This window comes from Microbispora sp. NPDC004025 (assembly GCF_053604425.1).
Genome location: NZ_JBSGHN010000003.1, coordinates 610,692 through 628,351, shown reverse-complemented (window position 1 = coordinate 628,351; position 17,660 = coordinate 610,692). Strand labels below are relative to the sequence as shown.

Below are 17,660 nucleotides of genomic sequence, written 5' to 3'. Positions count from 1 at the left end.
TGCGTGAGTCGTAATTTTGCGCGAGCCGCACTTTTGTGGGGGCGGGCTCGTCAGTCGCGGGCGCCGGCCAGGCGGATGAACTCCTCAAGCGAGAACCGGCCGTCGGCGTCCACGTCGGCGTCCCGGTCGAGCGCGCCGATCGCCTCCGGCGGCAGGCCGGGGAAGTGCGACAGCAGCTCGGCCTCGGTGATGAAGCCGTCGCCGTCGCCGTCGATCGCGTCGAATTCGCGCTTGAGGGCCTCGAACCGCTCGTGGCTGAGCTCCTGAGTCACAACGACCTGCCTTCGCACCGGGGGACGACACGGACAACCTATGCCGTACCGGGGAAAAGATCGATAGCAGGCCGGTCACTCGGGCCAGGCGGAGTTCTGAATCACCTCCACGAAGTCGACGCGCCGGAAGCCGGGCACGAAATGCTCCAGCACGTCGGCGTTGACGGTGCCGAACGTGGTGGCGGGCCGGTCCTTGAAGCCCTCGGTGAACGCCGCCAGGATCTGCCTCTTGAAATCGGGGCGAGGATGGGCGGCCACGACCGCGGCGATGTCCTCGGAAGCGAGGTCGTCGTGCCCGAGGCCGAGCACGTCGGCCTCGACACCGGCGGTCACCAGGGCCACCTCGGGCTCCAGCCGGTACGGGATCTCCGGCGTGGTGTGCAGGGCGATGCCCTCCCACACCTTGCGGACGCCGTCCTCGGGCACACCGTGGGAGGCGAGGAACCGGCGGGCCTCGTCGGCGCCGTCGATCTCGAACCGCTGGTCCGTTCGCCGGTATCGCTCGGTGAGCCCGAGGTCGTGGAACATCGCCCCGACGTAGAGCAGTTCGGGATCGGCCCGCAGCCCGAGCCGCCGGCCCCGCAACGAGCCGAACAGGAACACCCGGCGTGAATGGTGGTAGAGCAGATCGGCCGCCGCCTCCCGCACCAGTTCGGTCGCCTCCCTGGCGAGCGTCGAATCGGGAACCTCGACCCCGGCGATGGTCTCGCTCATGACACCCCTCCTCGTGTGCTCGGTCCTCCCGGAGCGTTCCCCCTGACCGATGCGCGTGACCGCACGGACGGGGATCGGCCGCCCGCGCGGCGGGGTGACCGGCGGTCAGGTGGTGGCGCGGACGACCAGGCGCGTGGGGAGGACGACCGGGCTGGTGTGACGGCCCTCGAGGCGGGACAGGAGCAGCCGCGCCAGGGCCAGGGCCTGGTCCGCGGCGGGCACCCGGACGGTGGTGAGCGGCGGGGTCGTGCAGGAGGCGGCGTGGATGTCGCCGAAGCCGACGACCGCGAGATCCTCAGGCACCCGCAGTCCCTTCTCGCGCGCCGCCTCCATGGCGCCGATCGCCAGCTCGTCCGAGGTGGCGAACACCGCGTCGAGGTCCCGGTCGCCGGACAGGAGCTCGCGGGCCGCGGCGGCGCCCGACGCGCCGTCCAGGCCGGCGAGCGCGATCGCCGGCCGCAGCCCGTCCTCGTGGAGTGTGGCCAGGTGCCCGTTGAGGCGGTCCTGTACGGCGACGAGGTCCATGGGGCCGCAGATCACGCCGATGCGGCGGCGGCCCCGGTCGAGGAGGTGGCGGGTGGCCGCCCTCGCGCCGCCGGCGTTGTCCACGTCCACGTGCGGCACGAGAGAGGCGATCACGGGCTTGCCGAGCAGCACGACCGGCACCCCGGTGCGGGCGAGCCGCTCGGTGAGCGTGTCCGGGCCGTCCGGAGGGACGAGCACGACCCCGTCGACCTGCCGCGCCTCGACGTGCCGGATGATGCGCCGATGGCTTTCGGCCGTGTCGGCGAGCATGAGGGTGATCTGCTTGCCGGCGCCTTCGAGGACGCTGGTGACGTACTGCACGACGGCGGAGGTGAGCGCCTCGCCGCCGTGCCGGGGGACCGACAGGACGAGCGCGACCGAGTCGGTCCGGCGGGTGACGAGGCTTCTGGCGGCGGCGTTGGGCACGTAGCCCAGCTCCTGGACGGCGCGCAGCACCGCGGCGCGCACGTCGGGATTGACCCGCGTATCCCCGTTCACGACCCGGGAGACCGTGGCCCTGGAGGCGCCCGCGCGGGCGGCGACGGTCTCCAGCGTGGGCCGCTTCGGCCGCTCCGAGCCGAGCCCGTTGCGCTTGATCACGTCGCGGTACCACAGCGCGCTGTCCTTGAGCAGCCGCCGCTGCGTGGTGAAGTCGACGTGCACGATGCCGAACTTCCGCCGGTAGCCGTCCGCCCATTCGACGCAGTCGAGCAGCGACCACAGCAGATAGCCGCGGACCCGGGCGCCCTCGTCGATCGAGGTCCGCAGGGCCCGCAGGTGCTCCTCGACGAAGCTGATCCGGTCGACGTCGTGGATGCCGTCGCCGGTCACGACGTCCTCGAAGTCGGCGCCGTTCTCGGTGATCATCAGCTCGGTCTCGGGGTAGTCCTCGGACAGGCGCCGCAGGACCAGGGACAGGCCGTTCGGCATGATGGGCCAGCCCATGGCGGTGACGGCCGTGGGCACGCTGCTGAACAGGACGCCCTCACTGCCCGGAAAGGCCGGGTCGGCCGCGGCGCTGGGCTGGGCCTGCACGGTGATGGGCGTGTAGTAGTTGACCCCCAGCAGGTCGACGGGCCGCCCGATGAGGCCGAGGTCCTCGTCGCGGATGTGGCCGAGCCCGGCGATCCTCTCGATCAGCGGCAGCAGCTCGGCGGGGTAGCGGCCGCGCAGCACCGGCTCCAGGAACTGCCGGTTGTGCAGGGTGTCGATCCTCGCCGCCGCCTCGGCGTCCTCCTCGGGGACGTCGGTGGACATGTCCCCGAGCTGCGCGGGAGTGAGGACGGGGGAGAGGTTCAGCACGATGCCGGCTTTGGCGGCGCCCCCCGCGCGCAGCGCCTCCAGTCCCAGCCCGTGCGCGAGCAGCATGTGGTGGGCGCCGACGAAGGCGTCGGCCGCCGACCGCAGGCCCGGAGCGTGCACCCCCGAGGCGTGGCCGAGGAAGGCGGCCACCCACGGCTCGTTGAAGGTGAACCAGGTGTCCACCCGGTCGCCGATCCTGTCGTACACGACGCGGGCGTAGTCGGCGAAGTGGCGGGCGGTGTCGCGTGCGGTCCATCCCCCGGCGTCCTGCAGCGCCTGCGGCAGGTCCCAGTGGTACAGCGTCGCGTACGGCGCGATGCCCGCCTCCAGAAGCTCGTCCACGAGCTTGTCGTAGAAGTCGAGCCCAGGGCCGTTGACACGGCCGTGCCCTTCGGGCAGCACGCGTGGCCAGCTGACCGAGAACCGGTAGGCGGCGACGCCCAGGTCCCGCATCAGCCGGACGTCCTCGGCGTGTCGCAGGTAGTGGTCGCAGGCCGGGTCGCCGTATCTCCCGCCCGCGAAGGCGTCCCAGATGGAGGGGCCCCGGCCGTCGCGGTCGGTGGCGCCCTCGATCTGGAACGCGGACGTGGACACTCCCCAGATGAAACCCTCTGGGAACAACGCGGTGCGCATCTACGCGAAACCCCCGGTGACTCGGTGAGCGCTCAGTCTGCCGCGTCGCGCGCCGGCATCGCCACTCAGACGGCCGCCGCGGGCTCCGGCCGTATGCGGCTGCGGTGGACCGGGCGCGATGTGACGCGCCCGGCGCGGCGCAGGCGGGGTTCGCCCGGGTCGTCGGCACATAATGAAGCGCGATGGATACGGGGAGTGGCCAGCGCGCCGATCGGGGGATCGACGTCAGCGTCGTCGTCCCGGCGTACAACCGCCGGGCGTCACTCGACCGTTGCCTCACCTCGCTGCTCGTGCAAGGCGTCGCCAAAGAGATCATCGTGGTCGACGGCGGCTCGCGGGACGGGACCCCGGCACTCCTCGACCTCTACGCCGCGCACCACCCCCGGTTGATCACCGTGCTGCAGGACGCCCAGCCCGGCACGCCCGGACGCGCCCGCAACCGCGGACTCGAACGGGCGGCCGGGCGGTACGTCTTCTTCTGCGACGCCGGGGACCACCTCGCCCCCGACGCGCTGGCCCGCCTGGTCGCCACCGCCGACCGGACCGGCGCCGACGTCGTCGTGGGGAGGATCGCCGGCGCGCGTCAGGGGCTGCGGGACAGCGCCGACAAGGCCTCCTTAACCGCCGTCTACGAGGATCTGTCCTGTTTCAAGCTTTTCCGCCGGGACTTCCTCGATCGGCACGCCATCCGCTTCGACGAGACGCACCGGCGTGGCGAGGACATGACCTTCGCCGTCCACGCGTACTGCCACGCCCGAGTCGTCTCCGTGGTCGCGGACCGGGACTGCTACCACGCCGAGGGCGGGAGCGAGGCGTCCGCGCGCGATCCGTTCGGCTGGCTGCGCGTGGTCCGCACGCCCATCGAGGTCATGGCGCGGCACGTGCCGCCCGGCGCGCTGCGCGACCGTCTGCTCCTGCGGCACCTGCGCCGTGACGTGCTCGCCCAGCTCGGGGCGCCGTTCCTGGCCGCGTGCGAGGCCCATCGCGAGAAGATCGCCGTCGAGGTCGCCGACATCTGCGCACAGTGGCTGACGCCGGGTGTGCGCGCCCACCTCGACGGCGTGGACGCCGCCCGCGTCGCCGCGCTCGACGATCCCGACCGGCTCGTACGGCTCGCGCGCGTCGAGGCCGCGCCGCTGCGGCACCGGCTGACCGGCGTCGAGTGGCGGGGCGACCACCTGGTGATCGACGGGTGGGCCGCCCTCGCCGGTCTGGACATCCCACCGTCGGACACCACCGTGGGCCTGGTGCTGCGCGAGCGCCTGACGCGCGCGGAGCGCGTGCCTCGCGTGACGCGCGGCGGAACCGGAGCCGCCGGGTCCTTCACGGCCGTGGTCGACGTGGCCGCACTGCCGGCGGGAGTGTGGGACGTCCACGTCGCCGTCGAATGCGAGGGCGCGCGCAGGCTGGTCCGGCTCGGCTCGCGCCGCGACGACGGAGCCGGGGTTCCGGTCGCCCACCTGGTGGGCGGGGTCGTCGCGGTGCCCTTCCTGACCCGGTCCCAGGGCCACCTCGGCCTCGACGTCGGGGGCCACGTCGTGCGGGTCCCCGCGGCCGTACGGCTGACGCGGGCGTGGTGGCGGGGCAGGCGGCTGCGGGTCGAGGGCCGGACGCGGGTGGGCGACGAGGCCGCCGCCGGAGCCGTACGGCACCTGATCTGGCGCGAGCGGACGACGGGGCGGGAGCACCGCGAGCGGGCCGTTGCGTGCGGGCCGGGGGAGTTCGCGGCCGAGACGGCCGGCCTGCCGCCCGGCACCTGGGACGCCTACCTCGAACTCGACCTCGGTGGCCCTTCGGTGCGTTTCCCGGTCAAGGTCGTCGACGCGGACGCACTCGACCGGCCGCTGCGGTGGTGGCGCGGCCCGCTGCCGTGGGACGCGGCGCCCCGGGACGCGCGCAGTCCGTTGCGGTGGGTCCCCGCGCAATGGACCGTCCGGCCGTACGCCACGGCGGTCAACCGGCGGCTCAGCGTGTCGGTGCGCGTGGCCACGCCGCTCACCGTGGCCAGACGAATGGTCAGGGCCCTGCGGCAGCACTAGTTGCGAATCATTTGCAACTACAACTTGCTGCTCTAAAGTGGGAGGGAATTCGCCCGTTTCGAAGGGGTTATAGCCGTGCACGTGCCCGATGGGTTCTTTGATGTCCCCGTGTCCGTCGGCGCCGGGGCCTTCGCGGCCGCGGGGGTGGCCGTGTGCCTGCGGGGCGCCAAACGTGAGCTCGACGACCGCACCGCCCCCATGGCGGGCTTGGTGGCCGCGTTCGTCTTCGCGGCGCAGATGCTCAACTTCCCCGTCGCGGCGGGCACCAGCGGGCACCTGCTCGGCGGGGCGCTGGCGGCGATACTCGTCGGGCCGTACACCGCCGTGTTGTGCGTCGCGGTCGTGCTGCTCGTCCAGGCGTTCTTCTTCGCCGACGGCGGGCTGACCGCGCTGGGCGTCAACATCACACTGATGGCGATCGTGACCGCGGTCGTCGGCTGGGCGGTGTTCCGGCTGATCACCCGGGGCGGGCCGCGCGGCCGGGCGACGCTGGTGGCCGCGTCGTTCGTGGCGGCGCTGGTCTCCGTCCCGGCGTCGGCGCTCGTGTTCACGGTCCTGTTCTGGCTCGGCGGCACCGCGCCGATCGAGCTGGGCTCGGTGGCCGCCGCGATGGGCGGCGTGCACCTGCTCATCGGGCTCGGCGAGGGCTTCATCACCGCGCTCACCGTGAGCAGCGTGCTGGCCGTCCGCCCCGATCTCGTGTACGGCGCGCGCGGGATGGCCAGGGCGCTGACGCTGCGCACCGCGGAGGGGGAGGTCCAGGTGGGCGAGGCGGCCCCGGAGGCTCCCCAGGCCGGAATCGGCCTGCGTCCTGTGCTGGTGGGCGGTGGGCTCGTGGCCGTGCTGCTCGCCGGTGTCTTCTCGTTCTACGCCTCCGGCGACCCCGACGGGCTGGAGAAGGTGGCGGCCGACAAGGGCCTGAGCGCGCAGGAGAAGCCGCACGCGGTGGAGAACGGTCCGCTGGCCGACTACGCCGTCAAGGGCGTGGAGGACCAGCGGCTGTCCGGCGGCCTGGCCGGAGTGGCGGGCGTCGCGCTGACGGTCGCGGCCGGGGGCGGCGTGTTCTACGTCCTCCGCCGGCGCCGGCGGATGACCGACGGGATGACCCCCGCGAACGCGCAGTGAGCGCACGGCGCCCGCGTGAGGACGCCGCGTGAGCGCGGTGCCCGGCGACTCCGATGAACTCGATGAACTCGATGAACTCGATGAGCCCGGTGAGCCCGGTGAGCCCGGTGAGCCCGATGAGCCGCCCGTGGCCGCCCTGTGCCCGCCCTGTGCCCGCCCTCGGCGCGGGCGGGCGGCCCGGGTCGGCGATGATGGCTCTGTGAGTGCGAAGTGAGCGCCGGGCACCATCACCCGATCTACCGGCCCGCCGACACGCCCGTCCACCGGCTGCCGCCCCAGTGCAAGCTGGCGGCGGTCGTCGCGTTCGCGGTGTTCGTGGTCGCCACCCCCCGCGAGCGTTTCTGGGCGTTCGCCGTCGACGCGCTGCTGCTGGCCGTCGTCGCGGCGGCCGCCCGGGTGCCGGCCGGCGTGATCGCGCGGCGCATGGTCATCGAGGTGCCGTTCGTGCTGTTCGCGCTGGCGATTCCGGTGATCGGCACGGGTGAGCGGGTCCAGGTGCTCGGTCTGTCGCTGAGCGCCCCGGGCCTGTGGGCCGCCTGGAACATCCTGGCCAAGGCCACGCTGGGCGTGGTCGCCTCGATCCTGCTGGCGGCCACGACCGAGCCCCGGATGATGCTGCTCGGCGCCGAACGGCTGCGGCTGCCCCGGCTGCTCGTGCAGATCGCGACGTTCATGCTGCGCTACCTCGACGTGATCCTCGACCAGATGCGGCGCATGCGGATCGCCAGGGAGTCGCGGGGATTCGTCGCGCGGGACCTCCGGCAGGCCCCCGTGCTGGCGAAGTCGGCGGGCGCCCTGTTCATCCGCTCGTACGAGCGGGGGGAGCGGGTGCATCTCGCCATGCTGAGCCGGGGCTACACGGGCGAGATGCCGACGATTAGGGATATATCGGCAACTGGGCGAGACTGGGCGATGGCGGGCATGCTTCCGTGTCTCGCCGCGGCGACGGCCCTACTGGCGTGGAGCACGACGTGACCTCCGGCAGCCCTTCTCTCACGGTGAGCAGGCTCGCGTACGCCTATCCCGACGGGACCCAGGCGTTGTACGGCGTGGACCTGACGATCGAGCGGGGAGAGCGGGTCGCCCTGCTCGGCCCGAACGGCGCGGGCAAGACGACGCTCGTCATGCACCTCAACGGCATCCTCACCCCCGGGCACGGGACGGTGGAGGTGGCCGGGCTCCCGGTGCGCGCGGACAGCCTGCGGGAGATCCGCCGCCGGGTCGGGCTGGTGTTCCAGGATCCGGACGACCAGCTGTTCATGCCGACCGTGCGGGAGGACGTCGCGTTCGGCCCGGCCAACCTCGGGCTGCGCGGCGCGGAACTCGACCGCCGTGTGCGGGACGCGCTGGAGCGGGTCGGCATGCTGGACGCGATCGACCGGCCGCCCCACCACCTGTCCTTCGGCCAGCGCCGCCGCGTGGCCGTGGCCACCGTGCTGGCGATGGAACCGGAGATCCTCGTCCTCGACGAGCCGTCGTCCAACCTCGACCCCGCGTCCCGCCGCGAGCTGGCCGAGATCCTCAAGAGCCTGGACGTGACCGTGCTGATGGTCACCCACGACCTGCCGTACGCGCTGGAACTGTGCGAGCGTTCGCTCGTCATGTCCGAGGGGGTGATCGCCGCCGACGGGCCGACGAATGCCCTGCTCTCCGACGAGCGGTTGCTCACGGCGCACCGGCTCGAACTCCCTTACGGGTTCGCCGTCCCTGCTCAGCCGGGGTGATGGATAAGTAAAGTGGGCCGGAGCTGAGGAGGTCCCGACGATGAAGCTGCGGCTCGCGCGCCAATCGCTCTCCAATGCCGTCGTGGTGGCTGTGGAGGGGGAGCTCGACCTGTTCACGGCTCCGTTCCTGCGCGACGAGATCCGCGACGCCATCCGTGACGGCGGCCCCACCCTCGTGCTCGACCTCGGTGAGCTGTCGTTCATGGACTCCAGCGGGCTGAGCGTGCTCATCGAGGCCTGGCGGCTGGCCACCAGCGAGGGCGGCACGGTGTCCCTCGCCTCGCCGCAGCCTCCGGTGGCCCGCATCCTGCGCACGACCGGCCTGGACCGGCGGATCAAGGTCTACCCCGACGTCGATACCGCGATTTTGCAGCACCCCGAGTAGAACTTCATTCGGTTCGCGCGTTAAGGTCCGGCTATGGATCTGAACGGAGCAGCAGCAATCATCTCGGGCGGTGCCAGCGGCCTCGGTGAAGCCTCGGCCCGCGAGTTGGCCCGCGTCGGCGCGACCGTGGTCGTGGCCGACCTCAACGCGGAGCGAGGCAAGGCGCTGGCCGACGAGATCGGCGGCGTGTTCGCCCACACCGACGTGTCCGACGAGGCGTCGGTGCAGGCCGCGGTCGAGGTCGCGGTCGCCACCGGCAAGCCGTTGCGCGCCGTGATCAGCAGCGCCGGCATCGGCTGGGCGCAGCGCACCGTCGGCAGGGACGGCTCCCCGCACGACCTGGCGTCCTACCGCAAGGTGATCGACGTCAACCTGATCGGCACCTTCAACCTCATGCGCATCGGCGCCGCGGCCATGGCCCAGACCGAGCCGGCCGACGAGGACGGCGCCCGCGGCGTCGTCATCAACACCGCGTCGGTCGCCGGCATCGAGGGCCAGACGGGCCAGGTGGCGTACTCGGCGTCGAAGGGCGGCATCATCGGCATGACCCTGCCCGCGGCCCGCGACCTCGCGGCCATCGGCGTCCGCGTGCTGACCATCGCGCCGGGCATCATCGACACCCCGATCTACGGGAAGATCGGCGACAAGAACGCCGAGGAGTTCAAGGCCAAGCTCATCGGGCCGGTGGCGTTCCCGAAGCGGCTCGGCAAGGCCGCCGAGTTCGGCCACCTGGTCCGCGCGCTGATCGAGAACGACTACATGAACGGCGAGGTCATCCGTTTCGACGGTGGCATCCGCTTCCAGCCCAAGTAAGCCGAGTGAGGTCAGGTGTCCGAGGTCAACTCCGGGCCGGCCGCTGAGCCGGACGAGGTACTCGTAGAGATCGTCGACGGCGGCGTGGCCGTCGTCACCATCAATCGGCCCAGGGCCAGGAACGCCGTGAACGGCGCCGTGGCGCGCGGAATCGCGGCCGCCCTGGACGAGCTGGACGAAAGCCCCGATGTGTCCGCGATCGTCCTCACCGGCGCCGGCGGCACGTTCTCGGCCGGCATGGACCTGAAGGGCTTCCTCACCGGCGACATGCCGGTGGTCGAGGGGCGGGGCTTCGGCGGCATCACCGAGGCGCCGCCGAAGAAGCCGATCCTCGCCGCGGTCGAGGGGTACGCGCTGGCCGGCGGCTTCGAGCTGGCGCTGTCCTGCGACATCATCGTCGCGTCCGAGGAGGCGAAGTTCGGCCTGCCGGAGCCCAAGCGCGGCCTGGTGGCCGGCGCGGGCGGGGTCATGCGGCTGCCGCGCCGCATCCCGTACCACATCGCCATGGAGATCGCCCTCACCGGCGATCACTACCCGGCGGCCCGGCTGTACGAGCTGGGGCTGGTCAACCGCATCACGTACCCCGGCGAGGCGCTCAACGGCGCGCTCGAACTGGCCCGCACGATCGCCGCGAACGCGCCGCTGGCGCTGGCCGCGACCAAGCGGGTCATCGTCGAGTCGGCCGACTGGTCGCTCGACGAGATGTTCCGCAAGCAGGGCGAGATCGTGAGCCCAGTCTTCACCTCGAAGGACGCCATGGAGGGCGCCGCGGCCTTCGCCGAGAAGCGCGCTCCCGTCTGGAAGGGCGAGTAACCCTCCCGCCGCAGATCCGTCGGGGCGCTCCGCGTAGTGCTTGCTCGGGGCGCTCCGCGCAGGGGCGCCCCGAGCCGTTTCCGGCCCGCCGTGGGCGCATCTCCCCGGACTCGCGACGGCGCTGCCGCCGGCGGCTCCGCCCGGCGGGGACACCGGTGGCAGCGCACTCCCCTGTACGGCGGACCGGACATCCCCCGCGGTGATGACGCCCCGCTCACTTTCGCGCGCCTACCTTTCCTCATGCTGATCATCCGCGGAACGAGGAAAGGGTGAGGGACGTGAGAGCTGGTCGTAGTGCCTGGCTGGCGACCGGGGCGGTGGCAGGGCTGCTCGTGGGCGGCGGGGGAATCGCGGTGGCCACGACCGCGAACACGTCGATCGTGGCCTGCGTGGGCCCCGACGGCGTCATGCGGATGCCCCAGGCACCGGAGGAGTCGGTCCAGGGCCGAACCGAAGGTGCGCAGGTGGCCGCGCCTGCCCCCGGCGGCACGTGTCCCGTCGAGTACCGGACCGTGTCCTGGAACGCCGCCGGACCCCAGGGACCGATCGGACCGACCGGTCCTGCCGGACCTACCGGAGCTCAGGGACTCACCGGGCCGACCGGCCCCCAGGGGGCCAGGGGAGAGACCGGTCCGCAAGGACCCCAGGGCCCGGCCGGACCCCAGGGCCCGCAGGGCGAGAAGGGCGAGCCCGGCGCGACGTACGGGCAGACCCACTACGTCCGTCAGGCCGTTGATCGTCGGGACGGTGCGTGGGTGGATGTAGTGCGCGTCTCCGAGCTGCCCGCGGGGGACTACATCGTCCAAACCCGTGTCGACGTCAATCCCTGGTCGAGTAAGGGACCGGGGACGTCCGGCTACTTCGCCTTGTGCGAGCTCAAAACGCCCACCGGAGTCGTCTCAGTCCGCAGCGAGCAGGACCAGGGCGAGTGGCCCAAGATCCAGTTTTTCACCACCGCGAAGCTGAGCGCACCCGGCCCCATGATCCTCAGCTGCCGATCGGCGAACGTCGAGTACGTCGGTTACGACGGCACGTTGATGGTGACCCGCGTGCCCGAGGTCATCACCTCACCGTCCACCTCGCCGTCCACCCCGCCGACCGCCACGCCGTCACGCTGACGAAGCCGGAGGACGGCTCATCGCCGGTGCGGAAGCGCCCTGTCTACGGTACGGGAGCGAGGCGGTCAGAGCGGGTCGCCGAGGGGGCCGTACTCGGCTTCCAGAGCGTTCGCCCAGTGCGCGGCGAAGTCCGGTTGGGTGCCGTCCGCGTCGGTGAAGCCGTACTCCTCGTACAGTCCCCAGGTGGCCAGGGCCCTCCCGGTCTTGGCCATGACGCCGGGATCGGCGGCCAGGGCGGCGACGGCCCGTCCCAGGTATGCGGGGGTCTCGGAGTGGGCGAAGTTCGGGTCCTTGGCCACCGCGTCCCGCCAGTTGTCCTCGGTCACGCCGAAGTGCTCCAGCATGGCCTCCGAGCGCAGGAAACCCGGGGTGACGGCGACGGCCGCCACGCCGTACGGCTTCAGCTCCGCCGCCTGGGCCACGGCCAGACGGATCACGGTGGACTTGGCGATGTCGTAGAAGAACGAGCCGCGATACCGGGCGGTGTTGCCGTCGGTGACCTCCACGACCAGACCGCTCCGGCGGGCGACCATCAACGGAAGCGCGAACCGGCTGGTGACGATATGCGTGTCCACCGCCCGGCGAAGCAGCCGCAGACCGGTGTCGAGGTCCTGCTCCCACAGGGGATGCGCCCAGTCGGTCAACGCGTCGCCGCCCCACACGGAGTTGACCAGGACGTCGAGCCGTCCGTCCTGCTCGGTGGCGATCCGGTCGACCAGGGCGCGGACCTCCCCGGGGTCGCTGTGGTCGGCGCGCACGGCGATGCCGGTGCCGCCGGCCGCGGTGACGCGGGCGGCGGTCTCCTCGATGGTCTCGGGACGGTCCAGGTCGGAACGGCCGGCCGCGTGGCTGCGGCCGGTGACGTAGACCGTCGCGCCAGCGGCCCCGAGCTCGACGGCGATGCCGCGCCCTCCGCCCCTCGTGCCTCCCGCGACGAGGGCGACCTTCCCGGCGAGCGGCCGGCTGTCGTTCATGACATCTCCTTCGAAGGGATGTGAGGTGAGAGGAGCGCGGTCACCGCCCGCCGGAGCCGCTCCGGCAGCGTGCCCCGCCGGTCGAGGGCCCACGTCAGACCGGTGCCGGCGATCAGCGACTGGACGGACTCGGCCAACGCGGCGGTGTCGGCGCCGGCGCGGAGCTCTCCCGCGGCCACCGCCTCGTCCAGCAGCGCCAGGATCGCCCTACGCTGCGCCTCGTGCATGGCCAGGGCGTGCTCGTGCAGTTGCGGATCGGTGAGGTCCATGCAGAGGAACGCCAGGTGGTTGGCGAAACGCTCCGGCGTGTCCATGAGGGCCATCGACTCCTCGGCCAGCGCCAGCAGCGCCTCCAGCGGGGAGGTGCGCCCCTGCCGCTGTCGCTCGTGGTGCGCCTCGGCCTCGTGCGCCGACTGCCTCGCCAGCGCCACCAGCAGACCGCGCTTGGACCCGAACCGCTGCACGAGAGTGCCGGGGACGAGGCCCACCTCGTCGGCGACGGCGGCGAGGGTCAGCCCTGCCGGACCCACCCGGCCGATCACCTCGGCCGCCGCGCGCAGGATCACCGAATCGTCCACTCCTCGGGGGCGTCCCGCCACCGGCCTCTCCCTTTTATAAATGCCTGTCCATTTATTAATACAGCCCGTTCGCCTGTCGCGGCAACTCCGCCGGCATGATCCCCGCGGATCCGGGCAGTCCGCTCGTTCGTGAGAGGGACTGCGTACGGTGAAGCCATGAGTGATTCCGGGCCCGGCCTGCCCCCGGCGGGCAGGTCGATGCGGGAGCGGACGTCCGCGCTGCTCACCGGCGCCCTGGGCAGCGCGATCCTGATGATCGTGCTCGTCGCGGTGATGTGGGCCATCGAGATCGTGGACTACGTGGAGAACGGACGGCTCGACAGGTACGGCATCGTCGCCCACGAGCCGGACGGCCTGCCCGGCATCCTGTTCGCGCCGTTCCTGCACGCCGGGTTCGGGCACCTGATGGCGAACTCGCTGCCGCTGCTCATCCTGGGGTTCCTGGCCGCCATCCGGGGGATCGGCAGGTTCCTCGCGGCGAGCCTGGTCATCATCCTGGTCAGTGGGGTGGGCGTGTGGTTCACCAGCCCGCCGGACACGCTGACGATCGGCGCGAGCGGCCTCGTCTTCGGATATTTCGGCTACGTCGTGGCCCGGGGGCTCTTCGACCGCCGGGCCCTCGACATCGTGCTCGGCGTCGTGGTCGCCGTGCTGTACTACTCGATCTTGTGGGGGGCCCTGCCCACCCAGCCGGGCGTCTCCTGGCAGGGCCACCTGTTCGGGCTCATCGGCGGCGTGATCGCCGCGTGGCTGCTGCGCCGCCGCAAGCCCGTGACGGCCTGACGCGCGAACGGCTCAGGAGCCGGGAGGCGGGGTGGCGTTCCCGACCTCGAACGCGGTGGGGTCGTCGACGACCCGGCAGGGCTTGACCGGGCCGTCCGTCAGGCGGCCGCTGAACTGCCAGGCGACTCCGGGGTGCTCGGCGTCCCGTCGCACGGGGTTCTCGTTGATCTCGATCAGGACCACCTGCCCCGGCTCGACGAACTCGGGGTGGATCGTGATGCCGTTCTTCGGCTGGATCGCCCTGCTCGACGCCAGGTTCTCGATCTTTTTTCGGACGCGCGCCCGTACCGCGGGGTCGTCGCTCTTTATCTCCTCCTTCGTGAAGGAGGCGTCGTCGCCCGCCACGAACGGAGCGCGCCCGTCGGCGCACTTCTTGCCCAGCGGCAGATAGGTGATGTCGGCGGGGACGCCCATCTTCGCCAGGTCCCGCTCGACCTGGTCCGGGTCCCTGAACTCGTTGATCTTCAGGTTGATCGACCCGTCCGGGTTCTTCGTCAGCGCGTACGCCGGAGTCTGCTGCCCGACCACGAGCGGTACGGCGACGGCCGCGGCGGCGGCGATCGCGGCGCCGGCCAGAAACCGGGGCCGGGCGATCCGGCGCACGGCCGGCACGTGCGTCCGTGCCTCCCGGGCCACGATCTCCGCCTTGAGTTCGGCGAGGAGTCTGTCCTCGAAAGTGTCGTTCACTTCGTTCCTCCGATCAGTTCCATGACTCCGGGAAAGCGCCGGACCTGTCGCCTGGCGCGGTGCAGCCTGACCCGGGCGGTGCCCTGCCTGATGCCGAGCGCGGCGGCGGCCTCGGCGGGGCTGAGCCCGTCCACGGCCACGAGTTCCAGCAGCGCGCGGTCGCCGTCCGGCAGATCGGCCATCGCCTCCAGCGCCAGGCGGGCCGGCGACTCGGCGTCGACGCGTTCCTCCAGGCGGGCGATGTCGTCGGCGTCGAGCAGGCGGCGGCCGGCGATCCGGCTGGTGGCGCGTAACTCCCTCGCCGTACGGCGCCGCTGCGCCAGCACGGTGTTGCGGGCCACGCCGTAGAGCCAAGCGATCTCGCTGCCCCTGTCCGGGCGGTAGGTGTGCGCGGAATCGAGCACGGCGAGGAACACCTCCGCCGTGAGGTCGGCGACGGTGTGCGGATCGTCCACCCGCCTGGCCAGGAACCGCGTCACGGCGTCGACATGCCGCCGGTAGAAGGCTTCGAATGCGTCGGGATCACGGGCGAAGCCCGCCGGACCCGTCTGTTCACGGCGCACCGGCGCTCCCCTCGGTTGTGTGACAGACACATCCCTGCTTGGACGGAGCGCCGCACACCGTTACAGGACCGGAAAAACGAAAAAGCCGACGGCCCGGAGACCGTCGGCGAGAACGTGCGGCCGCCGGACAGGCGGCCGCACGTGAAACGTCAGAGACGCTCGACCACGTAGTCGACGCAGGAGGTCAGCGCCTCGACATCGGCGGGGTCGATCGACGGGAACATCGCGATGCGCAGCTGGTTGCGGCCGAGCTTGCGGTAGGGCTCGGTGTCCACGATGCCGTTGGCCCGCAGCACCTTCGCGACCGCCGCCGCGTCCACCGCGTCGTCGAAGTCGATGGTGCCGACGACGTTGGAGCGCTGCGCCGGGTCGGCCACGAACGGCGTGGTGTACGACGTCTTGTCGGCCCAGGTGTACAGGCGCGAGGCGGAGTCGGCCGTACGGGCGGTGGTCCAGGCGAGGCCGCCCTGGGCGTTCATCCAGTCGATCTGGTCGGCCAGCAGGAACAGCGTGGCGACCGCCGGGGTGTTGTACGTCTGGTCCTTCACCGAGTTGTCGATGGCGGTCGGCAGGCTGAAGAACTCGGGGACGAACCGGCCGCTCTCGGTGATCTCCGTCACCCGGGCCAGCGCCTTGGGCGAGAACAGCGCGATCCACAGGCCGCCGTCGGAGGCGAAGCTCTTCTGCGGGGCGAAGTAGTAGACGTCGAACTCCTCGGCGGAGACCGGCAGGCCGCCCGCGCCGCTGGTGGCGTCCACCAGGACGAGCGACTCGTCGTCGGCGACGCGCTTGATCGGCATGGCGACGCCGGTGGAGGTCTCGTTGTGGGTGAGCGCGTAGACGTCCACGCCCTCCTCGGCGACCGGCAGCGGGTGGCTGCCCGGCTCCGACTTGATCACCGAGGGATCGGCGAGCCAGGGGGCCTTCTTCGCGACCGTCGCGAACTTCGAGGAGAACTCCCCGAAGTGCAGGTGCTGCGACTTCTCCCGGATCAGCCCGAAGGCCGCGATGTCCCAGAACGCCGTGGTGCCGCCGTTGCCCAGCACGACCTCGTACCCCTCGGGGAGGGAGAACAGGTCGGTGAGCCCGGCGCGGACGCGGGCGACGAGGTTCTTCACCGGCTTCTGCCGGTGGGAGGTGCCCATGACCTTCGCCCCGGCGTCGGCGAGAGCGGCGAGCTGCTCGGGGCGTACCTTCGAGGGCCCGCAGCCGAAGCGGCCGTCGGCGGGCTTGATGTCAGCGGGAATCACGATGTCAGCCACGGCTTCCAGCCTAGTGAGACCCGCGGATGCTCTAGACCATGGTCCGGATGATGAGACGGTCATGGTCTCGTTTCGAGATCACGCAGCGCCTTGCGTGTGGAACCACGCAGCGCATGCGGAAACGGCCCGCCCGGGCAGGGACGGGCCGTCGAGGGTGCGCGGGCCGGGCCCGGCGGCCTCTCGGAGCTGTTTAGGCACGCCGCTGGGCCGGACCCGCGCGAGAGCTCAGACCTTGCCGACGACCTCGGCGGCGCCGCGCACCTCGTTGATCGAGCGCTGCTTGGGGCCCACGTAGTTCGCGCTGGGGCGGACCAGCCTGCCCGTGCGCTTCTGCTCCAGGATGTGGGCGGCCCAGCCGGCGGTGCGGGCGCAGGTGAACATCGAGGTGAACATGTTCGACGGCACCTCGGCGAAGTCGAGCACGACCGCGGCCCAGTACTCCACGTTGGTCGCGAGGACCCGGTCCGGCTTGCGGGCGTGCAGCTCCTCCAGCGCGGCGGTCTCCAGCGCGGCGGCGACCTCGTAGCGCGGCGCGCCCAGCTCCTTGGCCGTACGCCGCAGCACACGGGCGCGCGGGTCCTCGGCCCGGTAGACCCGGTGGCCGAAGCCCATGAGCCGCTGGCCCTTGTCCAGCTCGCTCTGGACGTACTTGCGGGCGTCGCCCATCTTCTCGACGCCCTCGATCATGTGCAGCACGCGCGCGGGAGCGCCGCCGTGCAGCGGGCCCGACATCGCGCCGACCGCGCCCGACAGGGCGGCCGCGACGTCGGCGCCGGTGGAGGCGATCACGCGGGCGGTGAACGTCGAGGCGTTCATGCCGTGCTCCGCGGCCGACGTCCAGTACGCGTCGATGGCCTTCACGTGCTTCGGATCGGGCTCACCGCGCCAGCGGACCATGAACCGCTCGACGATGCTCTCGGCCTCGTCCACGCGCTTCTGCGGGACCATGGGCAGTCCCAGGCCGCGGGCCGACTGCGCGACGAACGACAGAGCGGTCACCGAGGCACGTGCGAGATCGTCGCGGGCCTGGTCGTCGTCGATGTCGAGCAGCGGCTTGAAGCCGTAGGTGGGCGCCAGCATGGCCAGCGCACTCTGTACGTCTACTCGGATGTCGCCGGAATGGACGGGAACGGGGTACGGCTCCGCCGGGGGAAGCCCCGGCTGGAACGAGTTGTCGACGAGCAGGCCCCAGACGTGTCCATAGGAGACGTTGCCTACGAGCTCTTCGATGTCGACGCCCCGGTATCGCAGGGCGCCCCCTTCTTTGTCCGGTTCCGCGATCTCGGTCTCGAACGCCACCACGCCTTCGAGCCCGGGTTTGAAGTCGGACATTCTCGGCCGCCTCCCTCT

The 17,660-nt window shown here is 71.8% G+C and carries 18 protein-coding genes; 9 read left to right on the top strand and 9 right to left on the bottom strand.

Features of this window, described 5'->3' with window-relative positions; all coding sequences use genetic code 11:
• Positions 1-50 precede the first annotated feature (50 nt).
• The 3 genes from ACWEQG_RS11075 to ACWEQG_RS11065 all read right to left on the bottom strand — a co-directional run bounded on the left by ACWEQG_RS11075 (position 51) and on the right by ACWEQG_RS11065 (position 3,446).
• Complete coding sequence (locus ACWEQG_RS11075) at positions 51-272, bottom strand: EF-hand domain-containing protein (RefSeq protein ID WP_452283703.1); 222 nt, start codon at positions 270-272, stop codon at positions 51-53.
• A 75-nt stretch (positions 273-347) separates the two neighbouring features.
• Positions 348-986: an HD domain-containing protein gene (locus tag ACWEQG_RS11070; protein WP_452283701.1), complete on the bottom strand. Its 639-nt coding sequence runs from the start codon at positions 984-986 to the stop codon at positions 348-350.
• Positions 987-1,091: 105 nt separating this feature from the next.
• Positions 1,092-3,446, bottom strand: a complete 2,355-nt coding sequence (locus ACWEQG_RS11065) for a GH1 family beta-glucosidase (RefSeq protein ID WP_452283699.1) — start codon at positions 3,444-3,446, stop codon at positions 1,092-1,094.
• Between the two features lie 182 nt (positions 3,447-3,628).
• On the opposite strand from ACWEQG_RS11065, the gene ACWEQG_RS11060 reads away from it, so the two are divergent.
• The 8 genes from ACWEQG_RS11060 to ACWEQG_RS11025 all read left to right on the top strand — a co-directional run bounded on the left by ACWEQG_RS11060 (position 3,629) and on the right by ACWEQG_RS11025 (position 11,463).
• Positions 3,629-5,485 (top strand): glycosyltransferase family 2 protein, encoded by a 1,857-nt coding sequence (locus tag ACWEQG_RS11060; RefSeq protein WP_452283697.1) that lies wholly within the window; start codon positions 3,629-3,631, stop codon positions 5,483-5,485.
• Between the two features lie 75 nt (positions 5,486-5,560).
• Positions 5,561-6,610, top strand: a complete 1,050-nt coding sequence (locus ACWEQG_RS11055; RefSeq protein WP_452283695.1) for an energy-coupling factor ABC transporter permease — start codon at positions 5,561-5,563, stop codon at positions 6,608-6,610.
• A gap of 210 nt (positions 6,611-6,820) precedes the next feature.
• A complete protein-coding gene (cbiQ, locus tag ACWEQG_RS11050) occupies positions 6,821-7,585 on the top strand; it encodes a cobalt ECF transporter T component CbiQ (protein WP_363465011.1) in 765 nt (254 codons plus the stop codon).
• The gene (locus tag ACWEQG_RS11045; RefSeq protein WP_363465013.1) at positions 7,570-8,334 is read left to right on the top strand and encodes an energy-coupling factor ABC transporter ATP-binding protein; all 765 of its coding nucleotides are present in this window, start codon (positions 7,570-7,572) and stop codon (positions 8,332-8,334) included. Before cbiQ ends, ACWEQG_RS11045 begins: the two co-directional genes overlap by 16 nt.
• A gap of 40 nt (positions 8,335-8,374) precedes the next feature.
• Positions 8,375-8,719 carry an STAS domain-containing protein gene (locus ACWEQG_RS11040; protein WP_363465015.1) on the top strand — a complete coding sequence of 115 codons (345 nt, stop codon included), beginning with the start codon at positions 8,375-8,377 and terminating at the stop codon, positions 8,717-8,719.
• 33 nt (positions 8,720-8,752) lie between these two features.
• Entirely contained in the window at positions 8,753-9,532 is a 780-nt protein-coding gene (locus ACWEQG_RS11035) for an SDR family NAD(P)-dependent oxidoreductase (protein WP_363465017.1), read from the top strand.
• 15 nt (positions 9,533-9,547) lie between these two features.
• Positions 9,548-10,345: a crotonase/enoyl-CoA hydratase family protein gene (locus ACWEQG_RS11030; protein ID WP_363465020.1), complete on the top strand. Its 798-nt coding sequence runs from the start codon at positions 9,548-9,550 to the stop codon at positions 10,343-10,345.
• 278 nt (positions 10,346-10,623) lie between these two features.
• Positions 10,624-11,463: a hypothetical protein gene (locus ACWEQG_RS11025; RefSeq protein WP_452283694.1), complete on the top strand. Its 840-nt coding sequence runs from the start codon at positions 10,624-10,626 to the stop codon at positions 11,461-11,463.
• Positions 11,464-11,528: 65 nt separating this feature from the next.
• Here the strand turns inward: ACWEQG_RS11025 and ACWEQG_RS11020 are convergent, their stop codons facing one another.
• Positions 11,529-12,437, bottom strand: coding sequence for an SDR family oxidoreductase (locus ACWEQG_RS11020; RefSeq protein WP_452283692.1), 909 nt, complete (start codon positions 12,435-12,437; stop codon positions 11,529-11,531).
• Positions 12,434-13,036, bottom strand: a complete 603-nt coding sequence (locus tag ACWEQG_RS11015) for a TetR/AcrR family transcriptional regulator (RefSeq protein ID WP_452283690.1) — start codon at positions 13,034-13,036, stop codon at positions 12,434-12,436. The genes ACWEQG_RS11020 and ACWEQG_RS11015 overlap by 4 nt, the downstream gene beginning before the upstream one ends.
• Before the next feature lie 135 nt (positions 13,037-13,171).
• On the opposite strand from ACWEQG_RS11015, the gene ACWEQG_RS11010 reads away from it, so the two are divergent.
• Positions 13,172-13,798, top strand: a complete 627-nt coding sequence (locus ACWEQG_RS11010) for a rhomboid family intramembrane serine protease (RefSeq protein WP_452283688.1) — start codon at positions 13,172-13,174, stop codon at positions 13,796-13,798.
• A 12-nt stretch (positions 13,799-13,810) separates the two neighbouring features.
• On the opposite strand, the gene ACWEQG_RS11005 is transcribed toward ACWEQG_RS11010, so the two are convergent.
• The 4 genes from ACWEQG_RS11005 to ACWEQG_RS10990 form a co-directional block, all read right to left on the bottom strand.
• Entirely contained in the window at positions 13,811-14,485 is a 675-nt protein-coding gene (locus ACWEQG_RS11005) for a hypothetical protein (protein ID WP_452283686.1), read from the bottom strand.
• Positions 14,482-15,048: an RNA polymerase sigma factor gene (locus ACWEQG_RS11000; RefSeq protein WP_363473585.1), complete on the bottom strand. Its 567-nt coding sequence runs from the start codon at positions 15,046-15,048 to the stop codon at positions 14,482-14,484. The genes ACWEQG_RS11005 and ACWEQG_RS11000 overlap by 4 nt, the downstream gene beginning before the upstream one ends.
• A gap of 149 nt (positions 15,049-15,197) precedes the next feature.
• Positions 15,198-16,310, bottom strand: coding sequence for a phosphoserine transaminase (gene serC, locus ACWEQG_RS10995; protein WP_452283684.1), 1,113 nt, complete (start codon positions 16,308-16,310; stop codon positions 15,198-15,200).
• Positions 16,311-16,535: 225 nt separating this feature from the next.
• On the bottom strand, positions 16,536-17,642 hold the full coding sequence (locus ACWEQG_RS10990; RefSeq protein WP_452283682.1) for a citrate synthase 2: 1,107 nt from the start codon (positions 17,640-17,642) through the stop codon (positions 16,536-16,538).
• Between the last annotated feature and the right edge of the window lie 18 nt (positions 17,643-17,660).

Bases quoted from the DNA above. Each gene is read 5' to 3' on its own strand.
- ACWEQG_RS11065 (WP_452283699.1), bottom strand. From the start codon at position 3,446: ATGCGCACCGCGTTGTTCCCAGAGGGTTTCATCTGGGGAGTGTCCACG.
- ACWEQG_RS11010 (WP_452283688.1), top strand. From the start codon at position 13,172: ATGAGTGATTCCGGGCCCGGCCTGCCCCCGGCGGGCAGGTCGATGCGG.
- ACWEQG_RS11035 (WP_363465017.1), top strand. From the start codon at position 8,753: ATGGATCTGAACGGAGCAGCAGCAATCATCTCGGGCGGTGCCAGCGGC.
- ACWEQG_RS11040 (WP_363465015.1), top strand. From the start codon at position 8,375: ATGAAGCTGCGGCTCGCGCGCCAATCGCTCTCCAATGCCGTCGTGGTG.
- ACWEQG_RS11070 (WP_452283701.1), bottom strand. From the start codon at position 986: ATGAGCGAGACCATCGCCGGGGTCGAGGTTCCCGATTCGACGCTCGCC.
- ACWEQG_RS11060 (WP_452283697.1), top strand. From the start codon at position 3,629: ATGGATACGGGGAGTGGCCAGCGCGCCGATCGGGGGATCGACGTCAGC.
- ACWEQG_RS11020 (WP_452283692.1), bottom strand. From the start codon at position 12,437: ATGAACGACAGCCGGCCGCTCGCCGGGAAGGTCGCCCTCGTCGCGGGA.
- ACWEQG_RS10990 (WP_452283682.1), bottom strand. From the start codon at position 17,642: ATGTCCGACTTCAAACCCGGGCTCGAAGGCGTGGTGGCGTTCGAGACC.